Consider the following 17787-nt stretch of genomic DNA (forward strand, 5'->3'; position numbering starts at 1 on the left):
GTGAGCTCAAGCGTTACTCTGATTCTACGTGCATGTTTATGGTTAGTGGTTACTCTCTTAGTAACGTTAGCCATTGCCGTTACTACACTGCGTGTAGCCTTGCCCAATTTAAACAAGTATCAATCTGAAATTGAGCTTTGGGTAAACCAACACTCCGGTTTTGATTTTTCGATTCAAGACGTGGGCGGTTTTTGGCGTAACACTCACCCCTCTATTGCTCTGCAAGGCGTTAAAGCCAGTCTTCCTAATGCAGAAGATGTGAGCTTTTCTGTCGAGCGTGTTGAAGTCGAGTTTGACTTGATTCAATCGATTGTACAGATGCGCCCGGTTGTGGCCGACTTGGTCATGAATCAAATGTATCTTGATATCCGCTCAATTGATCTGTTTGCCGGACAAAACGGCAAAGACGAGCCTAAAGATTCTGGCTCTTCCCAGCGAGCGATGCAAGAGCTCGATAATTTACTGCTAAAAACACTCGTCGATGTAACTGCAAAAGATTCTTCTATTCTTTATCACTCTGTTTCGGGTGAAGAACGTCAGCTCGATATAGAAACCTTAAAATGGCAAAACTCAGACAAACATCACCTTGCTGAAGGTGTGGTGAGTATCAAAGATGCCAATCTAAACTCTCTGTCAGTGAGTGCTAACTTTATTGATGGGGGGTCACTGACTGATGTGACTGGTGAGTTTTATGTCAGTGCCGACAGCATTTCTGTTAAGCCATGGCTTACGCATTATATGCAGGCGGAATCCGGCATTGAAACGGGTACTGTGAGCTTGAATAGCTGGCTTACGCTGCGAAATAGCAAGCCAGTGAGCGCTTATGTTGAGGTTTTACCCTCAGAACTGGCGTGGAACGAAGATGGCGAGCATGACCTCATGCTTGAGTCCGGTGTCTTTAAGTTGTCGCCGACTGATGATGGTTGGCAAGTAAATGGTCACTCACTAAACCTTAGAACGGATGACACACCTTGGCCGGAACTCGACGTAGCGTTCAAGTGGAATCAAGGTCCATGGCAACTCAACATTTCTGAGCTGGATATTGCGACTATTACTCCGTTGATTAAGCTGCTGCCTGACTCTGAACAATCAACCAAAATGATTAACGTATTGGCGCCGGGCGGCTCTGTTTCTGATCTTCGCGTATCCATGGATTCAGGTATCGAGAGTCTGCGTTATTCAGCGAGCTTCTCTGATCTTGCTATCGAGCAATGGGAACTAGTCCCAGGCTTTAGCCAAGTGTCTGGTAGTGTGTTTGGTTCGGCCTCGGAAGCGAAAGCTAGCCTGCATGTTATTGACGATGTGTTCCCTTACGGTGACGTATTCCAAGCTCCTTTGAATATCAAACAAGGTCAGGTTGATATTGTTTGGCAGCAAGATGAAAACGGCTGGAAGCTGTGGTCAGACAAAATCACAGCTGCCACCCCCGATTTACAAGTACTAGGCGCATTCCGCTTAGACTTCCCAAAAGATGCGAGCCCGTTTTTATCCTTCTACGGCGAAGCGGACGCTTACAATGTCGGTGAAACATGGCGCTACTTACCTACACTGGCTCTTGGGCAAGATCTAACAGACTACCTTTCAACTGCGATTCAAGCCGGTAAAGCGGATACCGTAAAACTGTTGTGGCATGGTGATTTGTCTCAATATCCATACACTAACCACGATGGTATTTTCCAGGTTTGGGTTGGCTTAGAAGATGCGAAATTCAGCTTTGATACCGCGTGGCCACTGATTACTGATCTTCAGCTTGATCTGTTGTTTGAAAATGATGCGATGCATCTGGATTCTCGCTCAGCTCAACTGATGGATGTGACGGCAGATCGAATCACAGGACGCATTCCTTATTTAGGGGAAGGCGGCCATATTGAAATTGAAGCTAAAGCGACGGCGTCTGGCAACGCAGTACGCGATTACATGACGTCTTCGCCACTGGTGGGCTCGGTAGGCGCAGCCTTAACCGCACTTCAAGTGAGTGGTGATGTCTCTTCTGAGTTCCAGCTGAATATTCCGTTTGATTCTGAAAAAGAAGCAAGAGCATGGGGTTACGCCGACTTAAGTGGCAACCATGTTGAGATTGAAGCGCCGCCAATGGTGCTCGAGAACACCACGGGTCGAATTGAATTTGATAATGACGTAGTGACGGCAAATGGCCTCGCTGCGGATCTGCTTAACCAAGGTATCTCGCTTGATTTTAAGGGCCTTAATGATGGTCCTGGCTATGCAGTTGATATTGATGTGTTAGGTGATTGGGACGTCAAGCCTCTAGAACCTTACATCGGTGAGCAATGGTTAAGCCGCTTATCAGGTCATGCGCAATGGCAAAGCCAGATTGATATCCAGCTGAATGATATCGGCTTTACCTACCAACTAGACTTACAGTCAGACCTAAAATACTTGGCGAGTGATTACCCATATCCATTGGCGAAAAAATCACTAGAAAGTGGCTCTGCAAGGCTACAGGCATCGGGTAACCAAGAGACGATTACCGCGCGCCTGCAATTGCCAAACACCAAGTACCAAGCTGAGATTGATATCACAGGCGACGTGCCTGAGTTAACGGCGACCAACTTAGTGCTTGGTCGCGGTGGCTACAAAATTAGCCCGGTGGTGGGCCATCACGCCCTGATTCGTACAGACAAATTCAATGCCGATGATTGGTTATCGGTTGTTATGGAACCGGTAAAGCCTTCAACGGCTGTACTTAGTCAAATGAACACGCCAACCATACCTGCGCCAAGCCGTATTACCTTTGAGAGTAAAGAGCTGATCTTGGGTGGTATCTCTTGGAATGACGTCGATTTTAGTGCTAGTAAGAACAAACAGGCGTGGCAAATGGAAGTGTCTAGCCAAGAGCTAGAAGGGGATATTAACTACCTGCCTCCTTATGATTTGACAGTTTCACTGGATCGTCTGCATCTGTTTGTTCCTGAGTGGAGTGATAAGAACAACCAAGATCAGCAACTGCTGCAACGTAAAGAACAAGCTGCGCCATTGATATCCAAATTGGATAGAGAGATCCACGATGCGATGCCAAACCTGACCCTGACGCTGAACGACTTTTGGCTGCAAGGCTACAAGGTGGGTAAGGTCGATGTTGAAATGACGAGGAACGAAGATCGTATCGAGTGGAACAAAATCCAGGTGCGAAGCGGCGGTAACAAAGCGGATGTGAGTGGCTGGTGGGAACTGCAAGGTGACAAGAGTCATTCATCGTTAACCGTTGATGTTGAGGGTGAAAACAACAGCGAGCTCATGGAGCGCTTTGGTATTACTTCCGGGATTCAAAAAGCGCCATTCGCGTTGGAAGGTCAACTAAATTGGGATGGTTCGCCTTGGGGAATCGAAATGGATACCCTTGATGGCAACGTTAAAACCAAGTTTGGTAAAGGCATTATCTCGGATGTGAGCGGCGCAGCTCGATTACTTGGCCTGTTTAGCCTAGATTCGATCATCCGTAAGATGCAGCTCGATTTCTCAGATGTGTTTGATAAAGGTATGGCCTTCAACAGCATCACCGGAACGGGCGAGATTCAAAATGGTATCTTCCTGACCAATGATCTGAACATGGATGCGGTCGCAGGTGAGATGAAAATCAAAGGTATCGCTAACCTCAACACGCGTCAGGTTGATGCTGAGGTGAACTTTACCCCAGATATTACCTCGGGTATTCCCGTATTAACGGCCTTTGCGGTAACCCCTCAAACGGCGCTGTACGTATTGGCGGTGACCACGGTTATCTCGCCAGTTGTGGAAGTCTTTACCCAAGTAAATTATTCGGTGAAAGGACCATTGGATTCACCAACGGTGAGCGAACTTTCTCGTAGCTCTGGCGAGTTTCAGCTGCCAGAGAAGCTGAGAAAATTAGCCGAATAGGCCTTAAATTAGCCGAAAAGACCTTATGCCCGAGTCAGCGAATATACGGTGAAATGCTGATTTCTGAATCATAATGAATGGAGGAGCGATACACATGGATTGTGTTGGGTTGATTCAAATGACATCTGGCCCCAGCCCTGAATTGAACTTTGAGTACCTTGCTCAAGAAGTTGCAAAGTGCAAAGAGTTGGGGGCTAAGTGGGTTGTTTGCCCTGAAAACGCGTTAGTTTTTGGCAGTAAAGCCGACTATCACCAGTGTGCTGAGCCTTTTAATGATGGCCCACTGCAAAAGAAAATCTCTGAGCTAGCAAAGCTTCACAGAATTTGGATCGTCATTGGCAGTATGCCGATAAGCACAACTAACGGAGTGACGACCACCACCTTGGTGATTGATGATTTTGGTTGCCTCGTTGCTCATTACGACAAGCTACACATGTTTGATGTGGATGTCGCTGACGCCCATAAGTGCTATCGAGAGTCGGATATTTTCACTCCGGGCAACCAAGTTGTGACAGCGGAAACGCCTTTTGGTCGCTTAGGTTTGAGTATTTGTTATGATGTGCGCTTTCCACACTTGTATTCAGAGTTACGTAAGCAAGGGGCACAAATCATTGTGGTGCCTGCGGCTTTTACAGCGGTAACGGGTCAAGCGCACTGGGAAGTACTATTAAGATGCCGCGCGGTTGAAACACAGTCGTGGATTGTCGCGGTAGGTCAAGGCGGAAAACACCCTTGCCAAAGAGAAACATGGGGACACTCAATGGTGGTTGATCCATGGGGACGAGTGGTCGCACAGTTAGACCAAGATCCTAAAAGTATGGTGGTTGAGATAGACACATCCAGTTGCGAGTCCATTAGGCAAAATATGCCCATCGCGCAACACTCTCGATTTACCAATCAATTTTAATTACAAACAAGAGCCATCTATGAGCATTAATCAAATTGAAGAAGCGCTACTGAACCCGACAGGGCTTACGGAGCAAAATATCGCAGATACATTGGCGAGTATTGCTACCCGCCAAATTGATTATGCTGATATCTACTTTCAGTCAAGCTGGCACGAATCTTTAGTGCTAGAAGACAGCATTATTAAAGACGGCTCTTTCAATATCGATTGCGGTGTTGGCGTTCGTGCAGTATCTGGTGAAAAGACTGGTTTTGCTTACTCTGACCAAATCCAATTGGATGGTCTTAAGCAGAGCGCAATTGCGGCTCGTGGTATTGCTAAACAAGGTCAAAACGGCAAGGTTCAAGCGTTCAAACGCAACTCTAATCAAGCTTACTATGATGCAGTTAACCCGCTTGCGAGTTGGGAAAAACAGCAGAAAACAGAATTACTAAAATCATTAGATTCTTACATTCGCACTAAAGAGCCGATGGTGACTGAAGTATCGGTGAGTTTAAGTGGTGTGCATGAGCAGATGCTGGTTGCTGCGACTGATGGCACTTACGCTGGTGATATTCGTCCGCTGGTTCGCTTGTCTATTAGCGTACTTGCACAGAAGGGTGATCGTCGTGAGCGTGGTAGCGCTGGTGGTGGTGGCCGTTTTGGTTACGACTTCTTCTTAAGTGATGACAAAGGCACTCAAGTTGCTTACCAATTTGCGGATGAAGCGATTCGCCAAGCATTAGTTAACCTTGAAGCAGTGGCTGCGCCTGCTGGTGCCATGCCTGTGGTTCTTGGTTCTGGTTGGCCGGGCGTTCTGCTGCATGAAGCGGTAGGCCACGGTTTAGAAGGCGACTTCAACCGTAAAGAGTCGTCAGTATTCTCTGGCAAAGTTGGTGAGCAAGTAACTTCAAGCCTATGTACGATTGTCGATGACGGTACATTAACGGATCTACGCGGTTCATTGAACGTCGATGATGAAGGTGTTAACGGTCAGTACAATACGTTAATCGAAAACGGCATCCTAAAAGGTTACATGCAAGATAAGCTGAACGCTCGTCTAATGGGTGTAGCACCGACAGGTAATGGTCGTCGTGAGTCATACGCGCATCTTCCAATGCCACGTATGACGAATACATACATGCTACCGGGCGAACACACACCGGAAGAGATCATCGCGACGGTTGAGAAAGGTATCTACGCACCGAACTTCGGTGGCGGTCAGGTCGATATCACATCAGGTAAGTTCGTATTCTCAGCGTCTGAAGCGTACATGATTGAAAACGGTAAGATCACTCACCCAGTGAAAGGCGCGACGCTAATCGGTTCTGGTATCGAAGCGATGCAGCAGGTGTCTATGGTGGGTAACGACCTAAGCATCGACCGTGGTGTGGGTGTGTGTGGTAAGGCTGGTCAAAGTGTGCCAGTGGGTGTTGGTCAACCAACATTGAAACTAGACTCGCTAACCGTTGGTGGTACTGAGTAATTCAGACTAACCTCTGCCGACTTACTTCAAAATATTAAATTGAAAAGCGCCTCCAATGTGAGGCGCTTTTTGTTTTTAGATTACTGATTCAGTGAGCGTATAGAGTCACTACATGTTCTCTTCCGCAAACTCAGCTAGTCGGCTACGCACCACACCATTGAGGTGGATGTTGGCACTGCCTTCGAAGTTTTTAAAACGCTCAACCATGTAGGTTAAGCCTGAAGTCACAGGGGTTAGGTAAGAAGAATCTATCTGCGCTAAGTTACCTGAGCAGACGATCTTAGTACCTTCACCACAACGGGTGATGATGGTTTTTATCTGTGAAGCGGTGAGGTTCTGACACTCATCCAAAAGCACAAAGGCATTTTGAATCGAGCGGCCACGCATGAAGTTGATTGATTTGAACTGGATATTGGCTTTGTCACAGATGTACTTCATCGAGCCTTCTGTGCAGTGGTCGTTCTTGTGCAGCGCTTCCAGTGTATCGGTCACTGCGGCTAACCAAGGCAACATTTTCTCTTCCTCTGTACCCGGAAGGAAACCTATCGATTCACCAATATCAGGGGTGTTGCGGGTTACGATGATCTTATCGAATTGCTTACGTTCAATGGTTTGTTCAAGTGCAGCAGCCATAGCAAGCAGTGTCTTACCACTACCTGCGGCGCCAGTGAGAATCACAAGATCAATATCAGGGTCGAGCAGCGCATCAATCGCCATGCCTTGATAGACGTTCTTTGGTGTGATGTCCCATGCTCTTCTGTTCATTAAGCGTTCACGGCTTAAGTCCCTGAGTGTGATGGTTTCGGTATCAATCTCTTCAACTCTTGCTGCAAAGTCACTCTCTTCATCAATCACATATTGGTTAAGGAAGGTTGGTTCAAAAGGCGCTCTAGCTAAGGTGTGCAGCGTCTTGCCGCCTAAACTTCTGCTCTCGACATTATCGATACCATCCCAAAATGAGCCTTCCAGTTGTTGGAAGCCTTTGGTGAGGTATTGGATATCATCAATCAGTTGGTCAGTTTGATAGTCTTCAACAAAACGTACACCGGCGCCTTTTGCTCGTAAACGCATATTGATGTCTTTGGTGATGAGAACCACTTCGCGTGGTGCGCGTTTATTTTGAAGATAGAGGACAGCGTTGAGGATTCGGTTATCGCCCGCCTTGTCATCGGCAAAGGCTTTGATGCTTTCTTGAAGTTCGTAGTCAGCGAGTATTGAAATACTGCCAGATGCATTTATGTCTTTAGAAAAAGGGATGCCTTCCGATATTTGGTCTGGTGTGGCTTCCCTGAACAGGTCTTCGAGCGTTCGAATCGCAATTCTCGCATCTCGAGCAACGTCTCTTTTACTGTCTTTGATTCTGTCGAGTTCTTCTAGCACTGTCATGGGGATAACGACATCGTGCTCTTGGAAAGAAAATATAGCGAAGGGTTCGTGAAGTAGGATATTGGTGTCTAAAACAAATAGCTTCCGGTTGGTCTCGCCCATAGCATCTCCTTGCCGACGTGCGGCTTGCCTTGCATTCATTGAACGTAGATAAAGCTCATATAAAGATTAGTATCTGATTCTGGTGATAGTCAACTACTCACCTAAACTTCATCTAGAGGAACAGCACCATATCGTTACGAGTGAATATGGTGTATTCGTTTGAGAGCAGCAATCTGCTACCTATAGATTAACCATGAATTTTTGACAGTTTGATTGCACTGGCGAAAACAGAAAAAAAGCATGAAATCATCTCCTTTAGGCGTGACCTAAATCACAGCATCGAGTAAGATTAGCGACCTTTTTCTGCACCATTTTCTCGAGATATTTATTATTGAGAGCGCACTTAAAAAGTGGCTGCAAACTAGACATTTTTGGCTATATTTTTAGTTCAGGAGCGATAATGTTCTTGTTTAAAACTGCAGTTAAGAAGACCAAATTCCAACTATAAGATTGAGGTAGTCGATTCATGACATTTGCTTTGGGGCAACGCTGGATAAGCGATACGGAGAGCGATTTAGGTTTAGGTACCGTTGTAGCAATGGATGCTCGCACAGTGACACTAATGTTTGCAGCGTCAGAAGAAAACCGTGTTTATGCACGTACTGATGCTCCCGTAACCCGAGTAACGTTTAATGTAGGCGATGTCATCGAATGCCAAGAAGGTTGGTCTCTGTCTGTCGAAGAAGTTATCGAAGACAAAGGGCTGCTAACCTACTTAGGTACTCGCGAAGATACCCAAGAAACAGAAGTCACTCTGCGTGAAATCTTCTTAAGCAACCAGATCCGCTTTAACAAGCCACAAGATAAGCTATACGCAGGTCAAATCGACCGTATGGATAACTTTGTGTTGCGTTACCGTGCGCTAAGCAACCAGTACCAACAACACAAGAGCCCGATGCGTGGCTTGTGTGGTATGCGTGCTGGCTTGATCCCTCATCAGCTATACATCGCTCATGAAGTGGGTCGTCGTCACGCTCCGCGCGTTTTACTGGCTGATGAAGTGGGCCTAGGTAAAACCATCGAAGCGGGCATGATCATCCACCAACAGGTGCTGTCTGGCCGTGCTGAACGCATTCTGATTGTGGTTCCTGAAACTCTACAACACCAATGGTTAGTAGAGATGATGCGCCGTTTCAACCTGCATTTTTCTATCTTCGATGAAGAGCGTTGTATTGAAGCGTTTGCTGAATCAGACAACCCGTTTGATACCCAGCAGTACGTTCTGTGTTCTTTGGACTTCCTACGTAAGAGCCGTAAGCGCTACGAGCAAGCACTTGAAGGCGAGTGGGACTTGTTGGTTGTCGATGAAGCGCATCACCTTGAGTGGAGCCAAGACAAACCAAGCCGCGAATACCAAGTGGTTGAAGGCTTAGCGGAAAATACGTCTGGTGTGCTACTACTAACAGCAACGCCTGAACAACTAGGTCGTGAGAGTCACTTTGCACGTCTGCGTCTGCTTGATCCTGATCGCTTCTACGATTACGAAGCATTCGTTGAAGAAGAAGACCAATACGCACCGGTTGCTGATGCAGTAACGGCTCTGTTCTCTGGAGTGAAGCTTGAAAACAGCGCGAAGAACCAGATTACGGAACTGCTTTCTGAGCAAGATGTTGAGCCTCTATTCCGCGTTATCGAAGGTGATAGCAGCGAAGAAGAGCAAGCGTTAGCTCGCCAAGAATTGATTGATAACCTTATGGATCGCCATGGTACTGGCCGTGTTCTTTTCAGAAACACACGTGCTGCAATCAAAGGCTTCCCTAAGCGTAATGTAAACCTACTGCCGATGGAGATTCCAACGCAGTACACAACCTCAATGCGTGTATCTGGCATGATCGGTGGCAAAATGGCTCCCGAAGCTCGTGCAATGAAGATGCTGTATCCAGAAGAGATCTTCCAAGAGTTTGAAGGTGAAGATTCAAGCTGGTGGCAGTTCGACTCACGCGTTAACTGGTTGATTGAAAAGATCCAAGACAAGCGCAGAGAGAAAATCCTAGTGATCGCCTCTCGTGCAAGTACGGCTCTTCAATTAGAGCAAGCACTGCGTGAGCGTGAAGGTGTGCGTGCAACCGTATTTCACGAAGGCATGTCGATTCTAGAGCGTGATAAAGCTGCGGCTTACTTTGCTCAAGAAGAGGGCGGCGCTCAGGTTCTTATCTGTAGTGAAATCGGCTCTGAAGGTCGTAACTTCCAGTTCGCTAACCAACTTGTGATGTTCGATCTTCCATTCAACCCAGACTTGCTTGAGCAACGTATTGGCCGTTTGGACCGTATCGGTCAGCTGCGTGATATCGACATTCATGTTCCTTACCTAAAAGGCACATCACAGGCGATCCTTGCGCGTTGGTTCGATGAAGGTCTGAATGCATTTGCGGAAACTTGTCCAACGGGTCGCACGGTTTACGATAAGTACTCAGATGTTCTTATCGAGATGCTGGCTTCTGGTAACACTGAGCAACTTGATGAAGTGATTGAAGAGTCTGCCAAGCTAAATCAAAGCCTGAAATCAGATCTAGAAAAAGGCCGTGATCGCCTATTAGAAATGCACTCAAACGGCGGCGACAAAGCGCATGAAATTGCAGAGAAGATTGCCTCGACTGACGGCGACACTAACCTAGTAACGTTTGCACTAAGCCTGTTCGATACGATTGGCTTGAACCAAGACGACAAGGGTGAGAATGCTCTGGTTGTAACGCCGTCTGAGCACATGATGGTGCCAAGCTACCCAGGCTTACCATACGAAGGCGCAACCATCACGTTTGATCGTGATACTGCGCTTTCTCGTGAAGACATGAACTTCATTAGCTGGGAACACCCAATGATTCAGGGCGGTATCGATCTGCTACTGAGTGAAGGTGTTGGTGCATCAGCGGTATCACTACTGAAAAACAAAGCGCTGCCAGTGGGTACTATCCTGCTTGAGCTGGTTTACCTTGTGGATGCGCAAGCGCCGAAACGCAGCGGTATCAGCCAGTTCTTGCCTAAGACGCCAATTCGTTTGATGATGGATGGCCGTGGTAATGACTTATCAGCTCAGGTTGAGTTCGACAGCTTTAACCGTCAATTAAGCCCTGTAAACCGTCACCTAGCGAGCAAGCTAGTTAACTCGGTACAAGGTGAAATTCACAAGCTAATCGAAGCGGGTGAGACGCACGTACTTCCTAAAGTGGAAGAAGTGCGTGAACAAGCTCAACGAGATATGCAGAATAACCTGAACGGTGAATTAGAGCGTCTACAAGCGCTTAAAGCCGTGAATCCTAATATTCGTGATGAAGAGCTAGAGGTAATCGAAGCTCAAATCAATGAACTGACCGGTTACATCAGCAAAGCTCAGGTTCAGCTAGATTCATTACGCTTGATTGTGGTTTCTCACAACTAGTTTTGAATTAGCGAAATGCTTCAACGAAATAAGGCCTTCATTATGAAGGCCTTATTTGTATCTGTAGCTTAATTAACAATTCAAGTAACTGGTTACATTAACCACTTCCACCAAACAAATACCGCTAGGAAACCAAATAGGTAAACAAGACCTGCTACAGACAACCATTTTAGTTTGCTGCCAATGGCTAGCGCTTCTGGAAGCTTAGCTTTGTTGACCAAGATGAAATTAAGCAGAGCGAAGAATGGCGTTGTTGCAAACGCGAGTACCATTGCGAAATCGAGCATAGGCATCAGTGCTGCGCTAAAGAACATCACAATCGCGAGTGCCGCGATAGAGACAATGATTATCCAGCCTTGCAGCATTCTTGGGCTTGAATCTTTTTTGAATAATAGACGTTGTGATTCAGCAAGCACGCGTGAGTAGCCATCGATAACGGTAATGGTGCTACCAAAGATACAGAAGAAAGCGATAAGAGCGATTAACGGGCGAGACCATTCACCAATTGTCGAAGCGTAGATACCCACCAATTGATGAGTAAAGCCAACACCGGAGCGAGACAGTTCAACTCCCGAACCGTGAAGTACTAGCGCGCCTAACGCAACGAATACTAAAGCAAGCAGCGCCGTACCAATGTAGCCAACGTTAAAGTCGAACAGCGCTGATTGTGCGGTCACTTCCTGCTTCTCTTTTTGGCTTTTTAGCCACATAGAGGTGATGCTTGATATTTCGATAGGCGCAGGCATCCAACCCATGGTCACCACGATAAAACCAATAGCAGCCAATGACCAAGGCGACGGTGGAACAAAAGCAGTATCAGGTTCGACTGGAGAGCCGATAGCAATGGCGACTGCAGCTAAGGTTGTGATGGTTAAGATCGCCATGATCGCTTTAGATAGTGTATCTAGAGCACGATAATGGCCAGCAAACAGAATGATCAAACAGGTCGCTAAAACGATCATGCACAAGGTGCTAGTGGCTAAATCGAAAGGAACAAAGTAACTGAGTAGGCTTGCACTGAATAATAGCAGGGCAGCGGTATTCACGACCGCAGATATGGCACTCAAGATCGAAAAGATCACAAGGTATGGGCGGCCTAGGTTAGAGTAACCTTCCACCAAGCTTTGACCCGTTCCTAGCGTGTATTGGATGCCGGCTCTGAAGAATGGATATTTAAATACGTTAACGAGGATAATGAGAGCGGCAAGCTGCCAACCATAAATCGCACCCGCCTTGGTTGAGGCGACTAAGTGAGAACCACCTACAGCCGCTGCGGCCATCATAATGCCTGGGCCAAGAGACTTAATTAAACTTGATAGGGGAGCTGAGGTTGGTGTTTTTGTGTTGGTGGTTTTAACCGTACTGTCCATCGTTTTTCCTTTGATGCTGACTTCTTATTATCTGTTACCCTATCAATACCATGTTTTGTAAAGCCGTCAAATTTTATGTACGAAAATATTGAAAATTGTATTTATTTATAAACGAATCAACCGTGAATTATTTGTTCACTAGCAATTAAGAGGCTTCAATGGCGTTAGAACAGTACACACCACCGCGTGAACCGTGGATTGATATTGTTTATCAAGATGACGATATTCTTGTGGTGAACAAGCCTGCAGGCCTGCTTTCTGTTCCGGGTAGGTTACCTGAGCATTACGACAGCATGTGGAGTCGGTTAGTTGTCGAATTTCCAGAGATTCAAGTCGTTCATCGATTGGACATGTCGACCTCAGGCTTGATGCTGCTCGCTAAACACAAACAAGCTGAGCGTCATTTGAAGAAGCAATTTCAATATCGGCTGACACACAAACTCTATTACGCCCGAGTATGGGGTTCAGTAGAAGAAGCAGAAGGTTTGATTGACCTCCCTCTTATTTGCGATTGGCCAAACCGGCCGAAGCAAAAAGTGTGTTTCGAGGATGGTAAATCATCACAGACTCGTTATGTGGTAGAGCAAGAAGAGGCTCAAACGACATTGTTGAAGCTACTGCCTATCACGGGACGTTCCCATCAGTTGCGAGTGCACTGCATGGAGATGGGGAATCCGATTGTGGGTGATGAGTTTTATGCAACGCCAGATGCTTTTAACTATAGCGATAGGTTGGCTCTGCACGCGTGTGAACTCAGTTTTTATCACCCGGCCAATGATCAGTTATTCAAAGCCTTTGTTCCGTGTGAGTTTTATCCTCAAGCATCGCCACAAATCGAGCAGCACTTTGAAATTGCGCCAGAGCTTCCAGACTACAGTAAGCTAAAAGCTTAGAATGGAGTCATCAATACCAATTCAAGGACGTACAATGTCGAAGTTGAAAGTGGTCTTTCTCGACAGAGCCACCATCCCATCTCAAATCCATTTAAAACCTCTCAGCTTTGAACATGAGTGGGTCGAGTATGACTTTACTGCTCCAGAACTCGTTGCTGAGCGCGTTGCGGGAGCGGATGTTGTTATCACCAATAAGGTTGTGCTCAACGCTGATAATTTAGCTCAAGCACAACAACTCAAGCTGATCGCGGTGTCAGCGACAGGCGTCAATAATGTCGATGTCGACTACTGCAAGAGTAACAATATCGCAGTGGCTAATGTGCAAGGCTATGCGACTCAGTCGGTACCTGAACATGTGATTGCTATGCTGTTTACGCTAAAACGAAATCTTGTTGGCTACCATCAAGACATTGAAGCCGGCGAGTGGCAAAAGGATAAGCAGTTCTGTTTCTTTACTCACCCTATTCAAGATGTGGCTGGTAGTACATTGGGTTTAATTGGTAGTGGCAGTTTAGGGCAAGCCACCGCAATGTTAGCCAAAGCGATTGGTATGAAGGTGATGTTTGCCGAGCGAAAAGGAGCAGAGTCTTGTCGAGAAGGGTATCTGCCTTTTGATACAGTGTTGCAGCAAGCGGATGCGATCAGTCTACATTGCCCATTGACTGATGCGACCCAAAATCTGATTTCAGAGCGAGAGCTCACAATGATGAAATCGAGCGCGGTATTAATTAATGCCGGGCGCGGAGGTCTAGTAGATGAACAAGCCCTAGTTGAGGCTTTGAAAAAACATGAGATTGCAGGCGCAGGTATGGATGTGTTTACACAAGAGCCTGCAGACAACTCGAACCCACTCTTAGCTAACAGTCACCTACCTAACTTATTGCTGACACCTCATGTTGCGTGGGGCAGTGACAGTTCAATTCAAAAGCTGTCTGATATCTTAATCGATAATATTGATGGGTTTGTTGCGGGTAATCCGCAGAACTTAGTGAGTTGATTGAAGAATTAAATTGCGTGAACGAAAAACAAAAAAGGTTGGCTTTTAGGCCAACCTTTTTAGATCGTTGTGTCGATTAAGTGATTTAGCCTTGCGGCTTAACTACCAATACATTGATTGGTGAGTTCTGTACCACTTTGCTTGCAACAGAACCAAGCACAACTTTGTCGATTTTCGAACGCTTATGGCTAGGCATCACGATAAGGTCAGCGCCCAGTTTTTCTGCGTAATCTAGAATCGTTGTGTAAGTCTTGCCTTCGGCAACGTGAACTTTATACACCACTTCATCGTCAATGTGCTTGTCAGCAAACTCTTTGAGCTGATTTTTCACATCAAGCTTCATTTGGTTCGCTGCATCTTTCGGGAAGTAAGACGCAACCATCGACATGTGAATGCCTGGTAGGACGTTCAGAATGTGGACTTCAGCATTGCTGTGTTTTGCGTGCCATACCGCCAGTTCGACTGCCTTATCAGAAAAGCCTTTGTCATTAAGATCAACAGGAACAAGGATTTGTTTATACATGTATTCGTCTCTTTTTAATCAGCGCTAAGCTTTCACTTAGCACTGTAATTATCCTTTCCATGTAATAAAGCCAAATAGCGCTAAGCACTACTCAGCCTTATCCATTACGCGCTAATCTCATCCTTACGAGCACGTCTTCTTTGGTTCATCGCTAAACCAATCAAAATGATCAGAGCTGGTAAGAATACCCACTCTTTCATTGGTCGATCTGCATCTTGGATAACGGATTTGATTTCCCAATCGAAATCAATACCAGCCGCTTCTGCTGGGCTACCGAACTCAACCATATCAACAATCATCTTGCCTTCTGATTCAGTCAGCATTAGACCCATAGAGGCAATACGATCTTCACTTGAGGTCGCAGAATCTTCAAACGGCAGGCGAACTGTCTTTTCAGAATAGTCACCTTCTAAGTTTTCGCCACCCACTCTAAGTTCAAGTGATTGTCCCACATCCAGCTTTTCCGTGATTTGAGCAATCTCAACTCCAGGTGAAAGAACTTTCTCTGGGTAAATCATGTCCCACCAGAAGCCAGGGCGGAAGAAAGTGAAGGTTAATGCAATAAGCAGCACCGTTTCCCACCACTTGTTCTTGGTGAACCACCAACCTTGTGTTGCAGCTGCGAAGATAAGTACCGCAGTCACAGATGAGAAAATCGTTAGTGCTAAGTGCCACCAAGAATCAATGCCCATCAGTAGTAGTTGAGTATTGAAGATGAACATGAAAGGTAGAATTGCGGTACGGATATCATAGGTGAAGCCTTGGATACCAGTACGAATCGGATCTGATTTCGCAATTGCCGCTGCTGCAAACGCCGCGAGGCCTACCGGAGGTGTATCATCCGCAAGAATACCGAAGTAGAACACGAATAAGTGAACCGCAATCAATGGAATGATCAAGCCGTGCGCAGCGCCTAGGGTCACGATTACCGGAGCCATCAGCGTTGATACAACGATGTAGTTCGCCGTTGTTGGCAAGCCCATACCTAAGATCAAGCTGATTACTGCAGTGAATAGCAACATAAGAATGATGCTACCGCCTGAGATAAACTCAACGAAGTCCGTCATTACTAGACCGATACCCGTTAGAGTCACCACGCCTACAACCGTACCTGCAGCCGCTGTCGCGACACCGATACCAATCATGTTACGTGCGCCTGAAACCAAGCTCTCTGCGAGATCAACGAAGCCAGCTTTAGTTTGCTCTGCAAGATCGTCTGATTTGTTCATCAGAGTCATTAACGGACGCTGAGTGATCAGAATGAAGATCATGAACACGGTCGCCCAGAATGCCGACAGACCTGGAGAGAAACGTTCAACTGTTAAACACCAAACAAGCACCACGATAGGCAATAGGAAGTGCAGGCCAGACTTAATTGTTGGACTTGGATCCGGAACTTCTTTGAGATCCGCATCGATTTCCATGCCGCCTTCAGCTGCGTATTTTGCTGATACACGAACCAGAGCGACATAAGCGACTAATAGAGCCACCGTTACGATTGGTGTTGCAGCATCGCCAAAGACATCTTTCGTCCAACCGACACCGTAGTAAACTGCGGCACTGATAACACACAGACCTAAAATGGTACCCGTGAAAGACAGTAAGCTTTGTACGATAGTTGGTGTGTGGCGACGAGGTAGGCCAGTCATACCTGCTTTACATGCTTCTAGATGAACAATGTAAATCAGAGCGATGTAAGAGATCAGAGCGGGCAGTAGCGCGGCTTTGATTACTTCTACATACGAAATGCCCACATACTCAACCATCAAGAAGGCTGCTGCACCCATGATAGGTGGTGTTAATTGACCATTGGTTGAAGCCGCGACTTCTACCGCACCGGCTTTTGTGCCCGGGAAACCAACACGCTTCATTAGCGGGATAGTAAAGGTACCCGTGGTTACCACGTTCGCGATAGATGAACCTGATACCAAACCAGACAGACCTGATGCGACAACGGCTGCTTTCGCTGGGCCGCCTTTCATGTGACCAAGCAGTGAGAATGCAACTTTAATAAAGTAAGCACCGGCGCCAGCACGTTCTAGCATTGCACCAAACAGTACAAACAAGAATACGAATGACGTTGATACGCCAAGTGCCACACCGAATACACCTTCAGTTGTTAGCCACAGATGCGACATTGCCTTGTTCAGGCTCGCACCTTTGTGGGCAATAACGTCCGGCATGTGAGGGCCGCCAAAGGTATAAAGTAGGAATACTGCTGCCACAACCATAAGAGGTGGACCCAAAGCGCGTCGTGTTGCTTCAAGCAGTAAAACCATACCGAATACAGCCGCAACAATATCGAATGTTGTTGGTGCGCCCGATCGCTCAGCGAGTTCAGTATAGAAAATATAGATATAAGAAGCTGAAAAGCTACCTACAAGCGCTAATATCCAATCGACTGCGGGGATGCGATCCCTAGGCGAATTCTTCATGGCTGGATAAGCGGTAAAGGCTAGGAAAATAGCAAACGTAAGGTGAATTGCTCGAGCTTCAGTGTCGTTTAAAATTGCGAAGTTAAAAATGAACGGCAGCGGAGATGCATACCAAAGTTGGAACAGTGACCAACATAGAGGCACAAACCATAAAATACGGCCTTGGATACCACGAGGGCTACGCGCACCAGTATCTGATTGTGCCACCATTTCTTGCACATCTGGAGACGGTGATGTTGTCTGCGTCATGTACTTTATCCTTATTATTGATGGTCTGCCTTTTCTTACGAACAACCAAACGTTATTTATTTCCTATCTAGTGTAGTGAATGGATAGGGAAATGCGTTTTTTGTTCGTCTTTGTCTTAGGCTTGATACGAAGGTAAGTCCTCCAAATTGGAGAAACTTAAAGGGCTGTTCTTTTCACTTAAATTATTTTTATAAAACGTGAAAAGCCA

The 17787-nt window shown here is 46.4% G+C and carries 10 protein-coding genes; 6 read left to right on the forward strand and 4 right to left on the reverse strand.

The annotated features are described in order from the left end of the window. The 3 genes from AB6E30_RS00160 (at position 1) to tldD (ending at position 6248) form a co-directional block, all read left to right on the forward strand. Positions 1-3876 carry a YhdP family protein gene (locus AB6E30_RS00160; RefSeq protein WP_372102347.1) on the forward strand — a complete coding sequence of 1292 codons (3876 nt, stop codon included), beginning with the start codon at positions 1-3 and terminating at the stop codon, positions 3874-3876. A 94-nt stretch (positions 3877-3970) separates the two neighbouring features. Then, the gene (locus tag AB6E30_RS00165; RefSeq protein WP_017061365.1) at positions 3971-4783 is read left to right on the forward strand and encodes a carbon-nitrogen hydrolase family protein; all 813 of its coding nucleotides are present in this window, start codon (positions 3971-3973) and stop codon (positions 4781-4783) included. A gap of 19 nt (positions 4784-4802) precedes the next feature. Further along, positions 4803-6248, forward strand: coding sequence for a metalloprotease TldD (gene tldD / locus AB6E30_RS00170; RefSeq protein ID WP_372102348.1), 1446 nt, complete (start codon positions 4803-4805; stop codon positions 6246-6248). Positions 6249-6356: 108 nt separating this feature from the next. Here tldD and AB6E30_RS00175 read toward each other — a convergent pair whose 3' ends face one another. Further along, positions 6357-7736: a PhoH family protein gene (locus tag AB6E30_RS00175; RefSeq protein ID WP_017061367.1), complete on the reverse strand. Its 1380-nt coding sequence runs from the start codon at positions 7734-7736 to the stop codon at positions 6357-6359. A gap of 466 nt (positions 7737-8202) precedes the next feature. Between AB6E30_RS00175 and rapA the strand changes: the two genes are divergently transcribed. Beyond that, a complete protein-coding gene (gene rapA, locus AB6E30_RS00180; RefSeq protein WP_372102350.1) occupies positions 8203-11112 on the forward strand; it encodes an RNA polymerase-associated protein RapA in 2910 nt (969 codons plus the stop codon). A gap of 92 nt (positions 11113-11204) precedes the next feature. Here rapA and AB6E30_RS00185 read toward each other — a convergent pair whose 3' ends face one another. Beyond that, positions 11205-12482, reverse strand: coding sequence for an NRAMP family divalent metal transporter (locus AB6E30_RS00185; protein WP_372102352.1), 1278 nt, complete (start codon positions 12480-12482; stop codon positions 11205-11207). A 158-nt stretch (positions 12483-12640) separates the two neighbouring features. Between AB6E30_RS00185 and rluA the strand changes: the two genes are divergently transcribed. Next, positions 12641-13375: a bifunctional tRNA pseudouridine(32) synthase/23S rRNA pseudouridine(746) synthase RluA gene (gene rluA, locus AB6E30_RS00190; protein WP_372102354.1), complete on the forward strand. Its 735-nt coding sequence runs from the start codon at positions 12641-12643 to the stop codon at positions 13373-13375. A 34-nt stretch (positions 13376-13409) separates the two neighbouring features. Further along, entirely contained in the window at positions 13410-14372 is a 963-nt protein-coding gene (locus AB6E30_RS00195; RefSeq protein WP_372102356.1) for a D-2-hydroxyacid dehydrogenase, read from the forward strand. Between the two features lie 85 nt (positions 14373-14457). On the opposite strand, the gene AB6E30_RS00200 is transcribed toward AB6E30_RS00195, so the two are convergent. Then, a complete protein-coding gene (locus AB6E30_RS00200) occupies positions 14458-14895 on the reverse strand; it encodes a universal stress protein (protein ID WP_372101041.1) in 438 nt (145 codons plus the stop codon). 104 nt (positions 14896-14999) lie between these two features. Beyond that, positions 15000-17579: a TRAP transporter permease gene (locus tag AB6E30_RS00205; protein WP_372102358.1), complete on the reverse strand. Its 2580-nt coding sequence runs from the start codon at positions 17577-17579 to the stop codon at positions 15000-15002. Between the last annotated feature and the right edge of the window lie 208 nt (positions 17580-17787).

Origin of the sequence: Vibrio sp. 10N.247.311.12, assembly GCF_041467515.1 — a bacterium.
Taxonomy (GTDB): Bacteria; Pseudomonadota; Gammaproteobacteria; order Enterobacterales; family Vibrionaceae; genus Vibrio; species Vibrio crassostreae_C.

Excerpts from the sequence above, each read along its gene's own strand:
- AB6E30_RS00205 (WP_372102358.1), bottom strand. The coding sequence starts at position 17,579 with ATGACGCAGACAACATCACCGTCTCCAGATGTGCAAGAAATGGTGGCA.
- rluA (WP_372102354.1), top strand. The coding sequence starts at position 12,641 with ATGGCGTTAGAACAGTACACACCACCGCGTGAACCGTGGATTGATATT.
- rapA (WP_372102350.1), top strand. The coding sequence starts at position 8,203 with ATGACATTTGCTTTGGGGCAACGCTGGATAAGCGATACGGAGAGCGAT.
- AB6E30_RS00175 (WP_017061367.1), bottom strand. The coding sequence starts at position 7,736 with ATGGGCGAGACCAACCGGAAGCTATTTGTTTTAGACACCAATATCCTA.
- tldD (WP_372102348.1), top strand. The coding sequence starts at position 4,803 with ATGAGCATTAATCAAATTGAAGAAGCGCTACTGAACCCGACAGGGCTT.
- AB6E30_RS00195 (WP_372102356.1), top strand. The coding sequence starts at position 13,410 with ATGTCGAAGTTGAAAGTGGTCTTTCTCGACAGAGCCACCATCCCATCT.
- AB6E30_RS00200 (WP_372101041.1), bottom strand. The coding sequence starts at position 14,895 with ATGTATAAACAAATCCTTGTTCCTGTTGATCTTAATGACAAAGGCTTT.
- AB6E30_RS00165 (WP_017061365.1), top strand. The coding sequence starts at position 3,971 with ATGGATTGTGTTGGGTTGATTCAAATGACATCTGGCCCCAGCCCTGAA.
- AB6E30_RS00185 (WP_372102352.1), bottom strand. The coding sequence starts at position 12,482 with ATGGACAGTACGGTTAAAACCACCAACACAAAAACACCAACCTCAGCT.